Source organism: Phyllobacterium sp. YR620 (genome assembly GCF_900104165.1).
Taxonomy (GTDB): Bacteria; Pseudomonadota; Alphaproteobacteria; order Rhizobiales; family Rhizobiaceae; genus Phyllobacterium; species Phyllobacterium pellucidum.
In genome coordinates this window covers 216,135-233,563 of sequence record NZ_FNJP01000002.1, presented here as the reverse complement: position 1 = coordinate 233,563, position 17,429 = coordinate 216,135, and the positions used below count along the sequence as shown (strand labels likewise).

General features: G+C 59.9%; 16 protein-coding genes. 13 read left to right on the top strand and 3 right to left on the bottom strand.

Features of this window, described 5'->3' with window-relative positions; genetic code table 11:
* The first annotated feature begins 118 nt into the window (after window positions 1-118).
* From BLR72_RS07940 to BLR72_RS07885, 12 genes are all read left to right on the top strand, one after another.
* Window positions 119-1,156: a LacI family DNA-binding transcriptional regulator gene (locus BLR72_RS07940; RefSeq protein ID WP_091947138.1), complete on the top strand. Its 1,038-nt coding sequence runs from the start codon at window positions 119-121 to the stop codon at window positions 1,154-1,156.
* Window positions 1,153-2,154 (top strand): Gfo/Idh/MocA family protein, encoded by a 1,002-nt coding sequence (locus BLR72_RS07935; RefSeq protein WP_027230751.1) that lies wholly within the window; start codon window positions 1,153-1,155, stop codon window positions 2,152-2,154. Before BLR72_RS07940 ends, BLR72_RS07935 begins: the two co-directional genes overlap by 4 nt.
* A gap of 17 nt (window positions 2,155-2,171) precedes the next feature.
* Window positions 2,172-3,773, top strand: coding sequence for an acyl CoA:acetate/3-ketoacid CoA transferase (locus BLR72_RS07930; protein ID WP_091947135.1), 1,602 nt, complete (start codon window positions 2,172-2,174; stop codon window positions 3,771-3,773).
* Entirely contained in the window at window positions 3,766-4,545 is a 780-nt protein-coding gene (locus BLR72_RS07925; RefSeq protein ID WP_091947132.1) for an enoyl-CoA hydratase/isomerase family protein, read from the top strand. Before BLR72_RS07930 ends, BLR72_RS07925 begins: the two co-directional genes overlap by 8 nt.
* Complete coding sequence (locus BLR72_RS07920) at window positions 4,545-6,050, top strand: aldehyde dehydrogenase family protein (protein WP_091947128.1); 1,506 nt, start codon at window positions 4,545-4,547, stop codon at window positions 6,048-6,050. Before BLR72_RS07925 ends, BLR72_RS07920 begins: the two co-directional genes overlap by 1 nt.
* 107 nt (window positions 6,051-6,157) lie before the next feature.
* Window positions 6,158-7,405, top strand: coding sequence for an ABC transporter substrate-binding protein (locus tag BLR72_RS07915; RefSeq protein ID WP_091947126.1), 1,248 nt, complete (start codon window positions 6,158-6,160; stop codon window positions 7,403-7,405).
* A gap of 97 nt (window positions 7,406-7,502) precedes the next feature.
* Window positions 7,503-8,381, top strand: coding sequence for a carbohydrate ABC transporter permease (locus BLR72_RS07910; protein WP_091920480.1), 879 nt, complete (start codon window positions 7,503-7,505; stop codon window positions 8,379-8,381).
* The gene (locus BLR72_RS07905) at window positions 8,378-9,259 is read left to right on the top strand and encodes a carbohydrate ABC transporter permease (RefSeq protein ID WP_027230745.1); all 882 of its coding nucleotides are present in this window, start codon (window positions 8,378-8,380) and stop codon (window positions 9,257-9,259) included. Before BLR72_RS07910 ends, BLR72_RS07905 begins: the two co-directional genes overlap by 4 nt.
* A gap of 4 nt (window positions 9,260-9,263) precedes the next feature.
* Window positions 9,264-10,379: an ABC transporter ATP-binding protein gene (locus BLR72_RS07900; protein WP_027230744.1), complete on the top strand. Its 1,116-nt coding sequence runs from the start codon at window positions 9,264-9,266 to the stop codon at window positions 10,377-10,379.
* 12 nt (window positions 10,380-10,391) lie between these two features.
* The gene (locus tag BLR72_RS07895) at window positions 10,392-11,915 is read left to right on the top strand and encodes a GMC oxidoreductase (RefSeq protein WP_091947123.1); all 1,524 of its coding nucleotides are present in this window, start codon (window positions 10,392-10,394) and stop codon (window positions 11,913-11,915) included.
* On the top strand, window positions 11,912-12,676 hold the full coding sequence (locus BLR72_RS07890) for a 3-ketoacyl-ACP reductase (protein ID WP_091947120.1): 765 nt from the start codon (window positions 11,912-11,914) through the stop codon (window positions 12,674-12,676). Before BLR72_RS07895 ends, BLR72_RS07890 begins: the two co-directional genes overlap by 4 nt.
* A gap of 1 nt (window position 12,677) precedes the next feature.
* A complete protein-coding gene (locus BLR72_RS07885; RefSeq protein ID WP_091947118.1) occupies window positions 12,678-14,333 on the top strand; it encodes a GMC family oxidoreductase in 1,656 nt (551 codons plus the stop codon).
* Between the two features lie 51 nt (window positions 14,334-14,384).
* Here BLR72_RS07885 and BLR72_RS07880 read toward each other — a convergent pair whose 3' ends face one another.
* Together BLR72_RS07880 and BLR72_RS07875 are read right to left on the bottom strand one after the other, a co-directional pair.
* Entirely contained in the window at window positions 14,385-14,639 is a 255-nt protein-coding gene (locus BLR72_RS07880) for a DUF982 domain-containing protein (RefSeq protein ID WP_036813520.1), read from the bottom strand.
* Window positions 14,640-14,796: 157 nt separating this feature from the next.
* Window positions 14,797-16,020, bottom strand: a complete 1,224-nt coding sequence (locus BLR72_RS07875) for an MFS transporter (protein ID WP_091947115.1) — start codon at window positions 16,018-16,020, stop codon at window positions 14,797-14,799.
* Between the two features lie 228 nt (window positions 16,021-16,248).
* Here BLR72_RS07875 and BLR72_RS07870 point away from each other — a divergent pair, with 228 nt between their 5' ends.
* Window positions 16,249-16,671, top strand: coding sequence for a DUF4864 domain-containing protein (locus BLR72_RS07870; RefSeq protein WP_091948555.1), 423 nt, complete (start codon window positions 16,249-16,251; stop codon window positions 16,669-16,671).
* Here BLR72_RS07870 and BLR72_RS07865 read toward each other — a convergent pair.
* A complete protein-coding gene (locus BLR72_RS07865) occupies window positions 16,664-17,299 on the bottom strand; it encodes a transglutaminase-like cysteine peptidase (protein ID WP_051614678.1) in 636 nt (211 codons plus the stop codon). The two genes, BLR72_RS07870 and BLR72_RS07865, sit on opposite strands and share 8 nt — an antisense overlap.
* Window positions 17,300-17,429: the final 130 nt, after the last annotated feature.

Genomic DNA, 17,429 nt, shown 5'->3' with positions numbered 1-17,429 from the left:
AAAGAGGTGCGGTGAGGACAAAATCCGCGCAGAACAGCGCCTTTGCGGCATCCTAAAGAAATATCTTGACATATTTGGAACGTTCCAATTAACTGTGCGGCGACTGGGAGAAATCACCTTGAGCAAGACACGGACAAGTATTGTGGACATTGCGCGCGCCGCCGGCGTGTCGAAATCCACCGTGTCGCTGGTCCTCCAGGGCAGTCCGCTGGTTAATGAAAAGACCCGCGAAAAGGTCAGCGCGCTCATCAATGATCTGGGCTATGTCTACAATCGCGGGGCTGCCAATCTGCGCCAGTCGAAATCGAAAATCATCGGCATCGTCGTCAACGATCTGACCAACAGTTTCTTTGCGGAACTGGCTGTCGGCGTCGACATGGTGGTTCAGTCGGCAGGCTATGTCCAATTCCTCGCCCATAGCGGCGAAAGCGTCGACAGGCAGCGCCAGGTCATCGCCTCGATGCGTGAAAACGGCATCGCCGGCCTTATCCTGTCACCGGCACGCGGAACCGAGGCAAGTGACGTCAAGCCGCTCGCCGACAGCGGCATTCCCGTTGTGGTCGTCGTGCGCAATCTGCCTGGTGCGAAGGTATCCACGTTGCTTTCCGACAATTACGCCGGCGCGAAAGCGGCAGTCCGCCACCTCATCAATCTCGGGCACCGCAGCATTGCCTTCATGGGCGGCTTTGCCGATACCGCCGTGTCATCCGACCGGGTGCGGGGATATCGCGATGCCCTGATGGAAGCCGGTATTGCCCTCAACCAAAACTTCGTCATTCATTCTGCGCCCTCGCGCGCCGGCGGCGCCACCGCGGTAGAACGCATGATGTTCTTTGACGAGCGTCCCACTGCGGCGCTGTGCTTCAACGATGCAGTCGCCTTCGGCGTGTGCGATGGCCTTCGCTCCAACGATATCGAGCCGGGCAAGGGCTTTGCAGTCATCGGGTTCGACGATGTCATCGAGGCAAAGACAGCGGTTCCCGCCCTGACGACCGTCTCGGTCGATCCGCAGGGCATGGGCCAGCGGGCGGCACAGCTTTTGATGAAGCAGATCAACGCCGGGCAGGTCGACCAGGAAACACTGGTTACGTCGGTGCGTCTCGTCGTGCGCCAAAGCTGTGGCGCGCCTGTCAGGCAAACGGAGGAATTGGCATGATACGCTGGGGTCTGATTGGTGCGAGCACCATCGCGCATGAATGGGTCATCGATGCGATCCGCGCCAGTGGCGGCGAGATTGTATCGGTCATGAGCACCAATGCCGAGCGCGGGCGCAAATATGCTGACGATCACGGAATTCCCCATTCGGTCACAACGCTCGATGCGTTGTTCAGCGAACAGCCGATCGATGCTGTCTATATTTCGACGACGAATGAACTGCACAAGGACCAGGTGCTCGCCGCAGCGAAGGCAGGAAAGCATGTACTGTGCGAAAAGCCGCTTGCAACGAGCCTCGAGGATGCGCGGGCCATGGTCGAGGCCTGCCGCGCCGCCAATATTGTCTTTGCCACCAACCACCACCTGCGCAACGCGGCAAGCCATACGGCGATGCGCGATGCCATTGCTGCGGGCAAGATCGGCAAGCCGCTCGCCGCCAAGGTCTTCCACGCCGTTTATCTTCCGCCGCATCTGCAGGGCTGGCGCCTGGATCGCCCGGAGGCTGGCGGCGGCGTGATACTCGATATTACGGTCCACGACACCGATACGCTGCGCTACGTGCTTGGCGACGACCCGGTCGAGGCCGTTGCCTTCGGCCAGAAGAGCGGACTTGCCAAACAGGGCCTTGAGGACGGAGTGATGGGCGTCATGCGCTTCAAGTCGGGGCTGATTGCTCTGTTTCATGACGGCTTCACCACGAAATACTCCGAAACGGGCTTCGAAGTGCACGGCACGGAAGGCTCGCTCGTCGGGCATAATGTCATGACGCAAAAGCCGGTCGGCACGGTCATACTCCGCAACGCAGACGGCGAAAGCGAACTAAAGCTCGACCACAAGAATCTCTACGAGAGGGGCCTTGCCAAATTCCACGCCGCCATTGCCGGCGACGGCAGACCTGCAGCGTCGGGCGAGGACGGTGTCTGGTCGCTTGCCGCCGGCATCGCCGTTACGGAAGCTGCGCGGACCGGAACCGCCCAAAAGATCAATCCAGGCCTTTGAAAGCACGATCCAAGAGCATGAACAAGCACATAACCCCCGAAGAGGCCGCGAACCTCATTCCTGACGAAGCCATCGTCTCCGTCTCATCGTCGAGCGGGCTCGGTTGCCCCGACCTGATGCTGAAGGCGATCGGCGCGCGCTTCGAGGCTACGGGTCACCCGCGTGATCTGACGACCCTGCATCCGATAGCCGCCGGCGACATGAGCGGGATCAAGGGCGTCGACTACATTGCGAGGAAGGGGCTTTTGAAGAAGATCGTCGGCGGTTCCTACCCGTCGGGCCCGTCCAGCGCCGAGCCTCCTTTGATCTGGCAGATGATCGGCAATGACGAGGTTGCTGCATACAATGTGCCCTCAGGCATTCTCTTCGACATGCACCGTGAGGCTGCCGCCAAGCGTCCGGGCGTCTTGACCAAGGTCGGGCTCGACACATTCGTCGATCCCGACCGCCAGGGTTGCGCCATGAATGCATCCGCCGCGAAGGAACCGTTGGTGCGCAAAATCGAATTCGATGGCGAAGAATGGTTGTTCTTCAAGCCGATCGTACCGCAGGTCGCTATCATCCGTGCAACGACCGCCGACGAGCGCGGCAATCTCACCTACGAGCATGAAGGCGCTTATCTCGGTGGCTTCGATCAGGCGCTCGCGGTGCGCAACAATGGCGGCATCGTTATTGCGCAGGTCAAGCGGATCACCAAGAGCGGCTCGATGAAGCCGCACGACGTGCGCGTTCCCGGCATCCTTGTCGATTATGTCGTGGTCGATCCGGAACAGAAGCAGACAACACAGACGCTGTATGATCCGGCTATTTCCGGCGAGATATTCCATCCGCTCGAAGATTTCGAACTGCCGGATTTCAATATCCAGAAGGTCATCGCGCGACGGGTCGCGACGGAACTCGAGGCGGGCAGTGCTGTCAATCTCGGCTTCGGCATTTCGGCAAACGTGCCGCGCATCCTGCTTGAAGAGGGTTTGCACGGTGCCGTCACCTGGGTCATCGAACAGGGTCCGGTCGGCGGCATTCCGCTTCTGGACTTTGCCTTCGGTTGCGCCTCGAATGCCGAGGCTTTTGTGCCGTCGCCGCACCAGTTCACCTATTTCCAGGGCGCTGGTTTCGATGCGTCGCTGCTCTCGTTCCTGGAAATCGACAAGAGCGGTTCTGTCAACGTATCGAAGCTGAGTTTCCGCCCGCATGTGACCGCTGGCGCCGGCGGCTTCGTCGATATCACGGCGCGCGCTCGCAAGATCGTCTTCTCGGGCATGTTCAATGCCGGGGCGAAAGTACATGTCGAAGGCGGAAAGCTGGTTATCGAAAGGGAAGGCAAGCTCAAGAAGCTGGTCAACGAGGTTGAGCATGTCACCTTCTCCGGTCGCCGCGCCATCGAGCAGGGGCAGGACATCACCTACGTGACCGAGCGCTGCGTCATGGCGCTGCGTCCCGAAGGCGTCGTGCTGACTGAAATCGCCCCCGGCGTCGATCTCCAGGCCCATATTCTCGACCAGTCCGAATTTCCTCTGGTTGTCGCGCGCGACCTGAAACAGATGGATGCCCGCCTCTTCCAGCCGCAGCCGCTCGGCCTCGAATTGCCGCACAAGCCCCAGAGGACGATCCATGGCTGACCCGCGCATCACCGTCACCTTCGCCGGTCACGTCGCCACGATCACCGTCTCGCGCCCGGAAAAGCTTAATGCCTTCGATCTCGATATGCTGAAGGAACTGAGTGCGGCCTGCGACGCTGTCGAAGCCAACGCCGAAACGCGCGTCGCGATCCTGACCGGCGCCGGCAAGGCGTTCTCGGCCGGCGGCGATATCAAGGCCTGGGCAGCGATGACGCCCAACGAGTTCGGCCATGCCTGGGTGCGCTTCGGTCACCGCGTGTTCGAACGCCTTGCGACCTTGCGCGTGCCGCTTATCGCCGCGCTCAATGGTCATGCGCTGGGCGGCGGGCTCGAGCTTGCTGCAACTGCCGATATCCGCATTGCGGAAGCCCAGATCAAGCTTGGCCTGCCTGAAACCGGCCTCGGCATGGTGCCGGGCTGGTCGGGAACGCAGCGCCTTGTCCGGCGCTTCGGCGCGCAGGTCGTGCGCCGCATGGCGCTCGGCGGCGAAATCTTCAGTGCAGGGGAAGGCTTGGGCCTCGGCGTTATCGACCACGTCGTCGAAACGGGCGGGGCGGTTGCAACGGCAACGGCCTATGCGGAACGTATTGCCAAGCGCGGACCGGCTGCCGTCGAAGTGGCCAAACTGATGATTGCTTCGGCCAATGGCGAAGACAACGGAACGGCGGTCGAAGCGCTGGGCTCGATCCTCGTCGCAAAGACAGCGGACCTTAAGGAAGGTGTTTCGGCCTTTGCCGAAAAGCGCGAACCCGCATTCAAAGGAGAATGGTAATGACGATTCTGGTGCGCCCACAGGCGCTCGAAGATTTCAAGGTGCGCGAATTTCAGCTGTTGATCGATGGCCGGTGGGTCGATGGTTCCGGCGGCGCTTCCATCGAGCGCAAGAGCCCGGGACATGGTGTCGTCGTCTCCCGCTATCAGGCCGCAACGAAATCCGACGCGGAACGCGCCATCGCCGCAGCACGCCGCGCCTTCGATACGGGTACCTGGTCCCGCATGACCGGCGCAGAGCGCTCGAACATTCTGCTCAAGGCTGCCGAACTGATTGCCGCGCGTTCCGATGAACTCGCCTATCTCGATTGCATCGAGTCGGGCAAGCCGATCAGCCAGGCCAAGGCCGAACTCGTCGGCGCCGTGGATATCTGGCGCTATGCCGCTGCGCTCGGCCGGGATCTCCATGGCGAGAGCTATAATACGCTCGGTGAAGGCACGCTCGGGGTGGTCCTGCGCGAAGCGATCGGCGTCGTTTCGATCATAACGCCGTGGAATTTTCCGTTCCTTATCGTCAGCCAGAAACTGCCTTTCGCCCTGGCGGCTGGTTGCACGGCCGTGGTCAAGCCATCGGAACTTACTTCCGGCTCGACGCTTGTGCTTGGCGAGATACTGATGGAAGCCGGCGTTCCTGCCGGTGTCGTCAATATCGTGACGGGAACCGGCGCGGAAGTCGGTGCGCCCATGACCGTCCATCCCGACGTCGACATGGTGTCCTTCACCGGCTCGACGCTGGTCGGCAAGCTCACCATGGCCAATGCCGCTCAGACCTTGAAAAAGGTCTCGCTGGAACTTGGCGGCAAGAACCCGCAGATTGTGTTTCCCGATGCGGAACTCGATGATTTCATCGATGCAGCGGTCTTCGGCGCCTATTTCAACGCCGGCGAATGCTGCAATGCCGGTTCGCGACTTATCATCCATCGCGATATCGCTGACGACGTCGTCGCCCGCATCGGCGCTCATTCCGCCAAGGTAAAGGTCGGCGATCCGCTCGATCCGCAGACCAAGGTTGGCGCTATCATCACGCCCGAGCACCTGGCGAAGATCGACGGCTATGTGCGCAATGCAGCAACCGGCGGAGCCAATATCAGCCATGGCGGCGAGCCACTGGAACTTGGCATGGGACAGTTCATGTCGCCGACCATTCTGTCGGCCGTGCAGCCGGACATGGCAGTTGCACGTGAGGAGGTTTTTGGCCCGGTTCTCTCCGTCCTGACCTTCGAAACACTCGATGAAGCGGTTCGCATCGCCAATTCCATCGATTATGGCCTGTCGGCCGGCGTTTGGAGCCGCGATTTCGATACGTGCCTGACGATCGGGCGCCAGGTTCGTGCCGGGACGATCTGGATGAACACCTTCATGGACGGCGCTTCGGAATTGCCGTTCGGCGGCTACAAGCAGTCCGGTCTCGGCCGGGAACTGGGCAGGCATGCGGTTGAGGATTACACGGAAACGAAGACTCTCAACATGCATCTGGGTAGGAGGAAAGTCGTATGGGCGAGCTGATTAAATCGATTGTAAAGCCCCTTCCGCCTATTGTAAGAATGCTCCGGACTTGAGGAATCTCAGTCGGATATTTTGGATTTTTTCTTTTTTCAAATGGGAGGCCTGAAATGAAAAAGTGGATGAATACGGTCGCCGCCGCGGCGATGCTGCTCGGGACTGCAACGGCGGCCCGCGCTGCTGAAAACGTCGAGGTTCTGCATTGGTGGACTTCCGGCGGTGAAGCAACGGCGCTCGAAGTCCTGAAGAAGGATCTCGAGACCAAGGGCATCACCTGGTCTGACATGCCCGTCGCCGGTGGTGGTGGTTCTGAAGCCATGACCGTGCTGCGCGCCCGTGTTACCGCCGGCAATCCGCCGACGTCGGTGCAGTCGCTCGGTTTCGACATCACCGATTGGGCAAAGCAGGGCGCGCTGGCCAATGTCGATGACGTTGCCGACAAGGAAAAGTGGGGCGACGTCATTCCGGAGGCACTGCAGAAGTTCTCCAAGTATGACGGCCACTGGATCGCCGCGCCGGTCAATGTTCACTCGACCAACTGGGTATGGATCAACAAGGCGGCCCTTGACAAGGCTGGCGGCAAGGAACCTGCCAACTGGGACGAGCTGATCGCTCTGCTCGACAAGTTCAAGGAACAGGGCATCACGCCGATCGCCCATGGCGGCCAGCCCTGGCAGGATGCGACCATCTTTGATGCCGTCGTTCTTTCCCTCGGCAATGACTTCTACAAGGCGGCATTCATCGATCTCGACCCCAAGGCCTTGGGCGGCGACAAGATGAAGGAAGCATTCGACCGCATGACCAAGCTGCGCAGCTATGTCGACGACAATTTTTCCGGTCGCGACTGGAACCTTGCTTCGACCATGGTTATCGAAGGCAAGGCCGGCATGCAGTTCATGGGTGACTGGGCCAAGGGTGAATTCGTGAAGGCAAAGAAGGAGCCCGGCGTGGACTTCGTCTGCATGCGCTTCCCGGGCACCCAGGGGTCGGTAACCTTCAACTCCGACCAGTTCCTCTTCTTCAAGAAGAGCGATGCTGACCACAAGAACCAGCTGGTAATGGCATCGGCCATCGAGAGCCCGAGCTTCCAGTCGGCGTTCAACGTGGTCAAGGGTTCGGCTCCGGCTCGCACGGACGTTCCGGATACCGCTTTTGACGCTTGCGGCAAGAAGGCCATCAAGGATCTTGCCGAAGCCAGCAAGGGCGGCACGCTCTACGGCTCCATGGCCCATGGCTATGCGGTTCCTGCTGCCGTGAAGAACGCGATCTATGACGTCGTCACACGTGAATTCAACGGTGAACTGAGCTCCGAAGACGCGGTGAAGGAACTCGTTTCCGCCGTTGACGCTGCGAAATAAGCTTAGTCCTCTATCCGGGGCAGCACATGCCCCGGATAGAATTCTCCGCCCCGTCGCGGCAACGATATAAAACGATATTGATTTAAGAGGTGAGGCTATGGATACCCGCAGCCGCATACAGGACCTTATACCCAAGCTGGTTCTCGGACCGAGCTTTTTGATCGTCCTGATCTTCGTCTATGGCTTTATCATCTATACCGGCATTCTGTCGTTCACGGACAGCAAGATGTTGCCGTCCTATGGATTTGTCGGCTTTGAAAACTACCGCAAGCTGTGGGCGCTGCCGCACTGGTGGCGGGCTATTACCAACCTTGGCATATTTGCCTCGCTCTACATCGTCATCTGCACGGTGCTCGGCCTGGGCCTCGCCATCCTTCTCGACCAGAAGATCCGCATCGAAGGTGTCCTGCGTCCCATCTATCTCTATCCCATGGCGCTGTCGTTCATCGTCACCGGCGTCGCCTGGAAATGGTTTCTCGATCCCGGCATCGGTCTTGAAAACACCATGCACCAGTGGGGTTGGGAGAGCTTTCAGTTCAATTGGATCAAGGACTCGAAGATGGCGATCTATACGGTCGTTATCGCTGCCGTCTGGCAATCCTCCGGCTTCGTCATGGCCATGTTTCTTGCCGGCTTGCGCGGCGTCGACAATGAGATCATCAAGGCGGCGCAGATCGACGGCGCATCGACCGGCATGATCTACCGGCGCATCATCATTCCACTGATGCGGCCCGTGTTTCTTTCCGCCTTCGTCGTTCTCGCGCACCTTGCGATCAAGGCATACGATCTCGTGATCGCCCTGACCGGCGGCGGGCCTGGCCAGGCAACCGAATTGCCGGCGACGTTCATGTATTCCTACACTTTCACCCGCAATTCCATGGGCATTGGCGCCTCATCGGCCATCATCATGCTGATCACGATCTTCGCAATCATCATCCCCTACCTTTATTCCGAAATCAGGGGAGGCAACAAATGAGCGCTCCAAGCCCCGACAATGTGATCAACAGCGGCAAACTCACCCGCGTCGTCATCTATATCGCCCTTCTGGTTTTCGCGTTCTACTATCTGCTGCCACTCTACGTAATGGTGGTGAACTCGCTGAAGACGCTCGATGAAATTCGTCAGGGCGGCATGCTGTCGCCGCCGCACGAATGGACGATCCAGCCCTGGCTCTCGGCCTGGTCGACCGCGCAGATCGGCGTGCAGCCCACGGGCCTGCGCCCCTATTTCATCAACTCGATCCTGATGGTTATTCCCGCAGTCGCCATATCGACGGTGATCGGCGCGCTGAACGGCTATGTCCTGACGAAATGGCGCTTCCGCGGTTCGAACGTCATGTTCGGCATGCTGCTGCTCGGCTGTTTCATCCCGTTCCAGATCGTGCTCATACCGATGGCGCGTGTCCTCGGTTTTCTCGGCATGGCCGGAACCATCCAGGGCCTGATCCTCGTCCATATCGTCTATGGCCTCGGCTTCACGACGCTTTATTTCCGTAATTACTACGAGGCATTCCCGACCGAACTGGTGCGCGCCGCGCAGATCGATGGCGCAAACTTCTTCCAGATTTTCTGGCGTATCCTCCTGCCGTCGTCTGGGCCGATTATCGTCGTATCCGTGATCTGGCAGTTTACCAACATCTGGAACGACTTCCTTTTCGGCGCATCGTTCTCCGGCTTCAGCAGTACGCCCATGACGGTTGCGCTCAACAATCTCGTCAACTCGTCGACGGGCGTGAAGGAATATAACGTGCATTTCGCCGGCGCCATTCTCGCCGCCCTGCCAACTCTCATCGTCTACATCGTTTCCGGGCGGTATTTCGTCCGCGGCCTCATGTCCGGCGCCGTGAAGGGATAAATCAATGTCATTTCTCAAGATCCAAGACCTGCATAAGTCCTACGGCAACGTGCCGATCCTGAAGGACATCAATATCGAGATCGATGAAGGCGGCTTCCTCGTCCTCGTCGGACCCTCCGGATGCGGCAAGTCGACCCTGCTCAACACCATTGCCGGGCTGGAACCGATCACGTCAGGCGACATCTCGATCAAGGGCAAGTCGATCAGCGGATTGCACCCCTCCAAGCGCGACATCGCGATGGTGTTCCAGTCCTATGCGCTCTACCCGAATATGACCGTGGCCGGAAACATAGCCTTCGGCATGGAAATTCGCGGCATCGCCAAGGAAGAGCGTGAAAAGGCCATCAAGCAGGTCGCCGACATGCTGCAGATCGGGCATCTGCTCAACCGCAAGCCGAGCCAGCTTTCCGGCGGGCAACGCCAGCGCGTGGCGATGGGGCGTGCGCTCGTGCGCAATCCGCAGGTGTTCCTCTTCGATGAGCCGCTCTCCAACCTCGATGCCAAGCTGCGCGTCGATATGCGTACCGAGATCAAGCGCCTGCACCAGCGCATGAAGACGACGATCGTCTATGTAACCCACGACCAGATCGAGGCGATGACGCTGGCAACAAAGATCGCAGTCCTGAAAGACGGCGTATTGCAGCAGTTCGGCACACCGGCGGAAATCTACAACAATCCTACCAACATCTTCGTCGCCGACTTCATGGGCTCACCGGCCATGAACCTGCTCAAGGCCAAGATCGAAGGTGGCGCCAACGATCTCGCGGTCGTGCTCGAGCGCCCCGACATGGAACCGTTGCGCCTGCCGATCAAGACCAATAGCGCCCTCGTTGCATTCACGGGCAAGGATGTGATTTTCGGCATCCGCCCGGAAGCGTTGACCGATCCGGATGGCGCGGATCGTAACGCGGGTTCACTCGTCGAAGGCGAATGCTTCATCGAAGTGGTTGAGCCTGCAGGCTCCGACACTTTCGCGGTCACCAAGCTCGGCGGCAAGGAGGTCGTTGCACGCCTGCGTGCGGATGCGCCAATATCCGCAGGCACGAGAACGGCACTCGCCTTCAATCTCGACAAGGCGGTTTTCTTCGATCCGCAATCGCAATTGCGCATCGGGGCCTGATCGACCCGCGTCATGACCACCAGCCCCACACCGAACGCGGCCGCAGATATCGTTATCATCGGCTCAGGCATCGGCGGCGCCACGATGGCCGCCGGGCTCGCCGGTTCGGGAGCGAGGATCACCATCCTGGAAGCGGGCGATCATCTGGCGGACCGGCCCGAGAACCGCGATCCGCGCGCCATCTTCCAGCGTGGTTTCTTTCGGCCGAAGGAAAGCTGGTACGACGAGTCCGGCAAGCCCTTCAACCCCGGAAATTATTACAATGTCGGTGGCAATTCGAAATTCTATGGAGCGGTGCTGACACGTTACCGCGCCGAGGATTTCGCGGAGATGCAGCATCTCGAAGGTGTCTCCCCGGCCTGGCCTTTTGGTTACGAGGAACTCGAGCCCTGGTACAGCAGGGCCGAACAATTGTTCGAGGTGAGGGGAACACTCGGCGAAGACCCGACCGAGCCGTTTCATTCAGCACCCTACAACTTCCCACCCGTGCCAGACGAAGCGCCCATCGCCGCGCTTCGCTCCCGGTTGAAGAAGGTGGGCGTTCATCCGGCATCGCTGCCATTGGGCGTCGATATCGATACCTGGCTGAAGCACGGCAAAACGCCTTGGGATGCCCATCCGAACAGCTTCAACGGCAAGATGGACGCGGAAACGACCGCCCTTGTTGCCGCGCTGAAACACGAGAATGTCCGGCTCGAAACGAATGCGCGGGTCAACCGCCTCGAGACCGCAGCCGATGGCAAGTCAATCGCAGCAGTGCATTACGAGCAGAATGGCGCAAGGCGTATCGTGCGACCGAAGCTCGTCGTACTCTCGGCAGGAGCGGTCCAGTCCGCCGTACTCCTGCTGCGCTCGGCCGAAGATGCCAATCCCGCCGGACTCGCAAATCGCTCGGACCAGGTTGGCCGCAACTTTATGAACCACAACCTTTCGGCCGTCATCGGGTTCGATCCACGCTTCAAAAATGACAGCGTCTACCAGAAGACGTTCGGCTTCAATGATTTCTATCTGTCCGATGGCGATGGCGGCGCGCCGCTCGGCAATGTGCAATTGCTCGGGCGGATCAGCGGCGCGGTTTTGAAATCCGATCTTCGGATGGTGCCGGAATGGGCGCTTGACCGTTTCTGCGCGCATACGGTGGATTTCCTTGCCATGAGCGAGGATGTTCCAAAGCCCGAAAGCCGGGTGCGCATTGATGGTGACAAGATCATTCTCGAGTGGATCCGCAGCAACTGGCCGGCCCATCTGAGGCTAGTGGCGCGGATCAAGTCCACCCTTCGCGCGGCGGGCTTCCCGCTGGTGCTTTCCAGGGCCTTCGACCGCAAGACGCCGTCGCATCAGTGTGGCACCGTTCGAATGGGCAGCGACCCCGCGACCGCGCCGCTCGATATTTATTGCCGGGCTTTTGACCACCCTAATCTGTTCGTTGTCGATGCCGCGTTTCTGCCGACGTCGGCAGCGGTCAACCCGGCGCTGACGATCGCGGCCCAGGCCCTGCGCGTCGCAGATCATATCGTCCGAAAGGAGTTGTCATGAAGCCGGTTGCACTCGTCACCGGAGCGCGCCGCGGGATCGGCCTTGGCATCGCCAGGGCACTGGCCGGCAAGGGTTTCGATCTCGCCATCACGGATATCGCCAATGACGAAACAGCTGAGGCAGCGGTCGCCACACTGGCAGGCCTCGGGGCAAAGGTCTCGTTTCAGACGGCCGACATTGCCGATCTCGCCGGCCATGCCGCGACGATTGAGGGCGTGCTCGACACCCATGGCCGCATCGACTGTCTCGTCAACAATGCCGGCATCGGTTCAAAGGTACGGGGTGACTTCCTCGACCTTGAGCCGGCTAATTTCGACGCCATCGTCTCCGTCAATCTGCGCGGCACCGTTTTCTTCACTCAAGGCGTCTTGCGCGCCATGCTGGAGCAACAGGAAAGCGCCACATCGCGCACCATAATCAACGTTACCTCGGTTTCCGCCGAGATGACATCGCCCGAACGTCTCGACTATTGCCTGACGAAGGCGGCGCTCGCGTCCTTCACGCAGGGGCTTGCGGTGCGTCTCGCCGATCAGGGAATCAGCGTTTTCGATGTGCGTCCTGGGATCATCCGTTCCGACATGACCGCCATTGCCGCTGCAAAATACGACAAGCTTATTGCCGAGGGCCTTGTTCCGATGAAGCGCTGGGGCGAGCCGGACGATCTCGGCCGTATCGTGGCCGCTCTTGCCAGCGGCGATTTCAACTTTGCCACGGGCTCGATCATCAATGCCGATGGCGCCCTTTCGATAAGCAGGCTCTAGAATGACCTATGATTACATCATAACCGGCGCCGGACCCGCAGGCTGCGTTCTCGCCAATCGCCTGAGCGAAGATCCGGAGGTTTCGGTACTGTTGCTTGAAGCCGGGGGCGGGGACTGGAACCCGCTTTTCCATATGCCTGCCGGCTTCGCCAAGATGACCAAGGGTGTTGCCAGCTGGGGCTGGTCGACGGTGCCGCAGAAGCACATGAACAACCGCGTCTTGCGCTATACGCAAGCAAAAGTCATCGGTGGCGGATCAAGCATCAATGCCCAGCTTTATACGCGCGGAAATGCAACCGACTACGACCTGTGGGCACGGGAGGATGGTTGTGCCGGGTGGAGTTATCGCGACGTTCTGCCTTATTTCAAGCGCGCCGAGGACAATCAGCGCTACGCCGACGATTATCATGCCTATGGTGGGCCGCTCGGCGTTTCGATGCCCGCGGCCACACTGCCGATCTGCGATGCCTATATCCGGGCAGGACAGGAACTCGGCATTCCCTACAACCACGATTTCAACGGCCAGCAGCAAGCGGGTGTCGGGTTCTACCAATTGACGCAGCGCAATCGCCGCCGCTCATCGGCGTCGATGGCCTATCTCGCTCCAATCAGCGAGCGCAAGAACCTGACGATCCGCTTGGGCGCGCAGGTAACCCGGGTCCTTGTCGAGAAGGGGCGAGCGGTCGGCGTAGAGATCGTTAAGGGCAATGCGCGCGAGACAATCCGTGCCGAACGCGAGGTTCTCGTCAGTTCGGGTGCAATCGGATCGCCTAAGCTGCTGCTCCAGTCCGGCATCGGCCCGGCCGATCATCTGCAGAGCGTGGGCGTGCCGGTAGCGCATGATCTGCCCGGCGTCGGCGAGAACATGCAGGACCACCTTGACCTTTTCGTCATTTGCGAATGCACGGGCGACCATACCTATGATGGCGTCGCCAAGCTGCACCGAACACTGTGGGCGGGCATCCAGTACGTGCTTTTCCGTACCGGTCCGGTTGCGTCGAGCCTGTTTGAAACGGGCGGCTTCTGGTATGCGGATCCCGATGCGCGCTCCCCGGACATCCAGTTCCATCTCGGACTGGGCTCGGGTATCGAAGCTGGCGTCGAGCGGCTCAAGAACGCCGGCGTCACCCTGAACTCCGCCTATCTTCATCCCCGATCGCGCGGGACGGTGCGGTTGCAGTCTTCCGATCCGAACGCCGCTCCCTTGATCGACCCCAACTACTGGAGCGATCCGCATGACCGGAAAATGTCGATCGAAGGCCTGAAGATCGCCCGTGAGATCATGAGCCAGGCGGCCCTGAAGCCTTACGTGATGGCGGAACGCCTGCCGGGGCCGAAGTATAACTCCGACGAGGAACTCTTCGAGTATGGTTGCGCCAATGCGAAGACCGACCACCACCCTGTCGGCACCTGCAAGATGGGTTCGGACAATATGGCTGTGGTCGATCTCGAACTGAAAGTCCGCGGCATCGAGGGGCTGCGCGTGTGTGACAGTTCGGTGATGCCGCGTGTTCCCTCGTGCAATACCAATGCGCCGACGATCATGATGGGCGAGAAGGGTTCAGACATTATCCGCCAGCGCACACCATTGCCGCCGGCGATCTTCAGCCATGAAATGAATGAAAGGCGTCCGCGGGCGCGGGCAGATATTCGCTGAACGGGAGTCGGGCGGCCGATGCCGCCCGCATATGTTGGCTCGAACGCCTTATCAATGCAAATGTGGGTCGAGGAAAACGCCGGCTTCACGCGCGGCGCTGATGAAGGCATGCCGCGCCTTGTGCGCAGGCTTCCAGCCGTCGAGTGCGTCGAGGCAGGCTTGCAATGCCCGCCTGTAACTTGGTCCCTTTTTCGTGGGCCAATACGTTCGCAGGCATTCTATCGCTTCCCATACCGTGGACACGGCGCGTTGTCCGGCCGCTCCAACTGTGATCATGACGGGGATGGGAAACCGCTTGTCGTTCATTACTTCCTCCATGGAATGTAGGACAGTCTAGTTGCAACAAGTTGCAGGCTAAACTGACCACGGTAATGCGTCGGGAGTCAGTCTGGTTCCATGACAATCTGGCGAATTTTTCGTGATCGTCATCGCTTACGAATCACTCGGTACTTCGGCGAGCGTATCACCGTTCTTTGGGGCGTACCAACCAGCCATAGACGGCCGCACCGGCGAGGAGCAAACTCGTGCCGAGGAATACCGCGCGCATGCCGATGTGACCGCCGACGAAGCCACCAGCCAGTGGTCCCACAACCTGTCCGACATATTGCGAGGAGGTGGCATAGCCAAGTATGCTGCCGGCCGCATTATCGGGGACATTGTGGCGGATCACCGCGGTGATACACGGCAACAATCCGCCCAGGGAAAGCCCCATCAGGAACCGCAGCACGATCAACTGCCAGCTCTCGGTTACGAAGGCTTGGGGAACGAGAAGCAGCGCTGATACGCCGAGCGCCCCGACGATGATGTTCCAATGGCCCACCCGGTCAGCCAGTTTGCCGAGCTTGGATGCGGACAGGATGCTGCCAAGCGCCGCCGCCGACATGACGACGCCGGCAACGAGCGTGATCTTGGCCGGATCGGCGACCAGCTGCGCCACGTAGACGGTGATGATCGGTTCGATCGACATATTGGCGAGCATCAGCAGCATGCCGGCAAGCAGCATCACGACAACCGGCCGCTTGTCGGGAATGGTACTCCATCTGCCTGACCGTTTTTCTGACCGGGCCTTGGGCGGCCGCCACTCTTCCTTGATGAAGAAGCTTGTGGCGAGGAAGGTAATGAAAATCACCCCGCCAGCCAGCCAGAAAGTCTGGCGAATGCCGATAAGCGGCGGCAGCGCCCCGCCGATGAGCGGACCGACGAGATTGCCTGCCATGATGCCGGCGGAAAGCGTGCCAAGGGCCCAGGCGGTGCGCGCCTTTGGTGTTTGCGTCGCAACGAGGACCGTCGAGCCCGAGGCATAGCCGCCGAGCAGGCCCGTGAGCAGGCGCAGGAACACAAGCATCCAGATGTTTGTCGCCATCCCGATCAGTGACATCGCGATCGCCATGCCAAGACTGGCACGGATGAGCATCAGCTTGCGCCCATAGAGATCGGCGAGGCGGCCCCACAGCGGCGCAACAAGGGCGGCGGTGAAGAACGTCGCGCCATAGGCGATGCCGGACCATTGCACGATGGCCGCGTGGTCGCTGACACCGAGCTCTTCGACATAGAGCGGCAGAAATGGCAGGATAAGTGTCATCGCAACGATGGTGGTGAACGAGCCAAGCAGGCAGACAACGAGGTTCTGCCGCCAATAACGCGATTCCGTCACGCTTTGGCCCGAGGCCGGGCGATTGTCAGTCATGATCTGTCAAGGGGCTTTGTGCGGGTGGGCATGGAAGAAACAAGTTCGCGCCGGGAGCCTGGCGCGCCTCTCATTGCAAGAGCGTGATTGTGGGCGTAGTTTTTCACCACTGCGCCGCAAATAGCAATCGCAGTTGGCGACCTCGGCGGCAACAAATCGCACGACCGGCATCGGCAGTGATACGCGCATCTACTTCAAGTGGCACTGGGGTGTAAGGAGGAGACCATGATGATCAGGGCATTCGGCTTTAGCGCGGCTTTATGCGCTGCTCTTGTCCTTGCCGGACCGCTGCGGGCGGAGGAACCCGTCGATTCGGCGCAGCTCATCATCAGGAACCAGATCGCCGCCTTCCTCAGCAACGATGCCGCTACCGCCTATTCGTTTGCGTCACCCACGATCCAGGAGAAGTTCCTCAACCAGAACCTCTTCTTCGATATGGTGAAGCGGGCTTACCAGCCGGTTTTCCGGCCGGGAAACTTCGCGTTTGGACGCAGCAGGATCGAGGGCGAACAGGTCATACAGGAAGTCTTGATCACTGGCCCGGACGGCAAGGACTGGACCGCCATCTATCAGCTGGTGAAGCAACCGGATGGCGGCTACAAGATCAACGGGGTGCAGATCCTTCAATCCGCACCAGGCCCTGCTATTTGATGCTGGCGGTGGTGGTGTAGTCGAGTTTGACCTTGGCGGTGGTCGTCACAGGAATTGCTCTCCCAATACGTTCCCAGCCTGCCGATGTCTGCGACTGGCGCGCATAGTAGCGATAGGACGTGCTTGACCAGTCACGCACCGAATTGCTGCGGCTGTCGAGAATAAGATCGCCGTCGGAGGTGCGCGCTGTCAGGACGACATGGCCTTCATTGCTGAATGGCAGCCGCGCGACGGTCAGCAGCAACGAGGCCGCGGGCCAACCGCGCCGCATCAGCTCGCGCTTCTTCAGGATGGCGAAATCCTCGCAATCACCCGCCTTGGTCGGGATCGTCCAGACATCGTCGACGCCGTTCGTCTGCATGTCGCTCTGTTGTCGGATCGAGGAGTTGACGCTCATGTTGACGGCTTGCAACTGCTTACGCTTTTCACCTGTAAGTTGCACCACCTTGGCGCCTGAGCGCGTGTTGCAAAGGCTCGCATAATGATTGCAGAACGATTGGAAGGCAGGCGGACCAAATCCCTTGCCCTTGAGCTCCATTTCGGTCCCGTCGGCACGGGCGGGTATTGAAGCAAAGACCCCCAGGCACCAGCCTGCGGACAGGATCACGAGCGAAAATATGCGCAACATGCTGTGTTCTCCCAAAGATCGGCAGGGACGAATTGGCGCGTCAGGGCGGTAAAATCGTGTCTAAGATCCTGAATTTGTGAATCAACGGTTAACACGGCGTTACGCACTGATCGTCGCGACTTTGACGCCG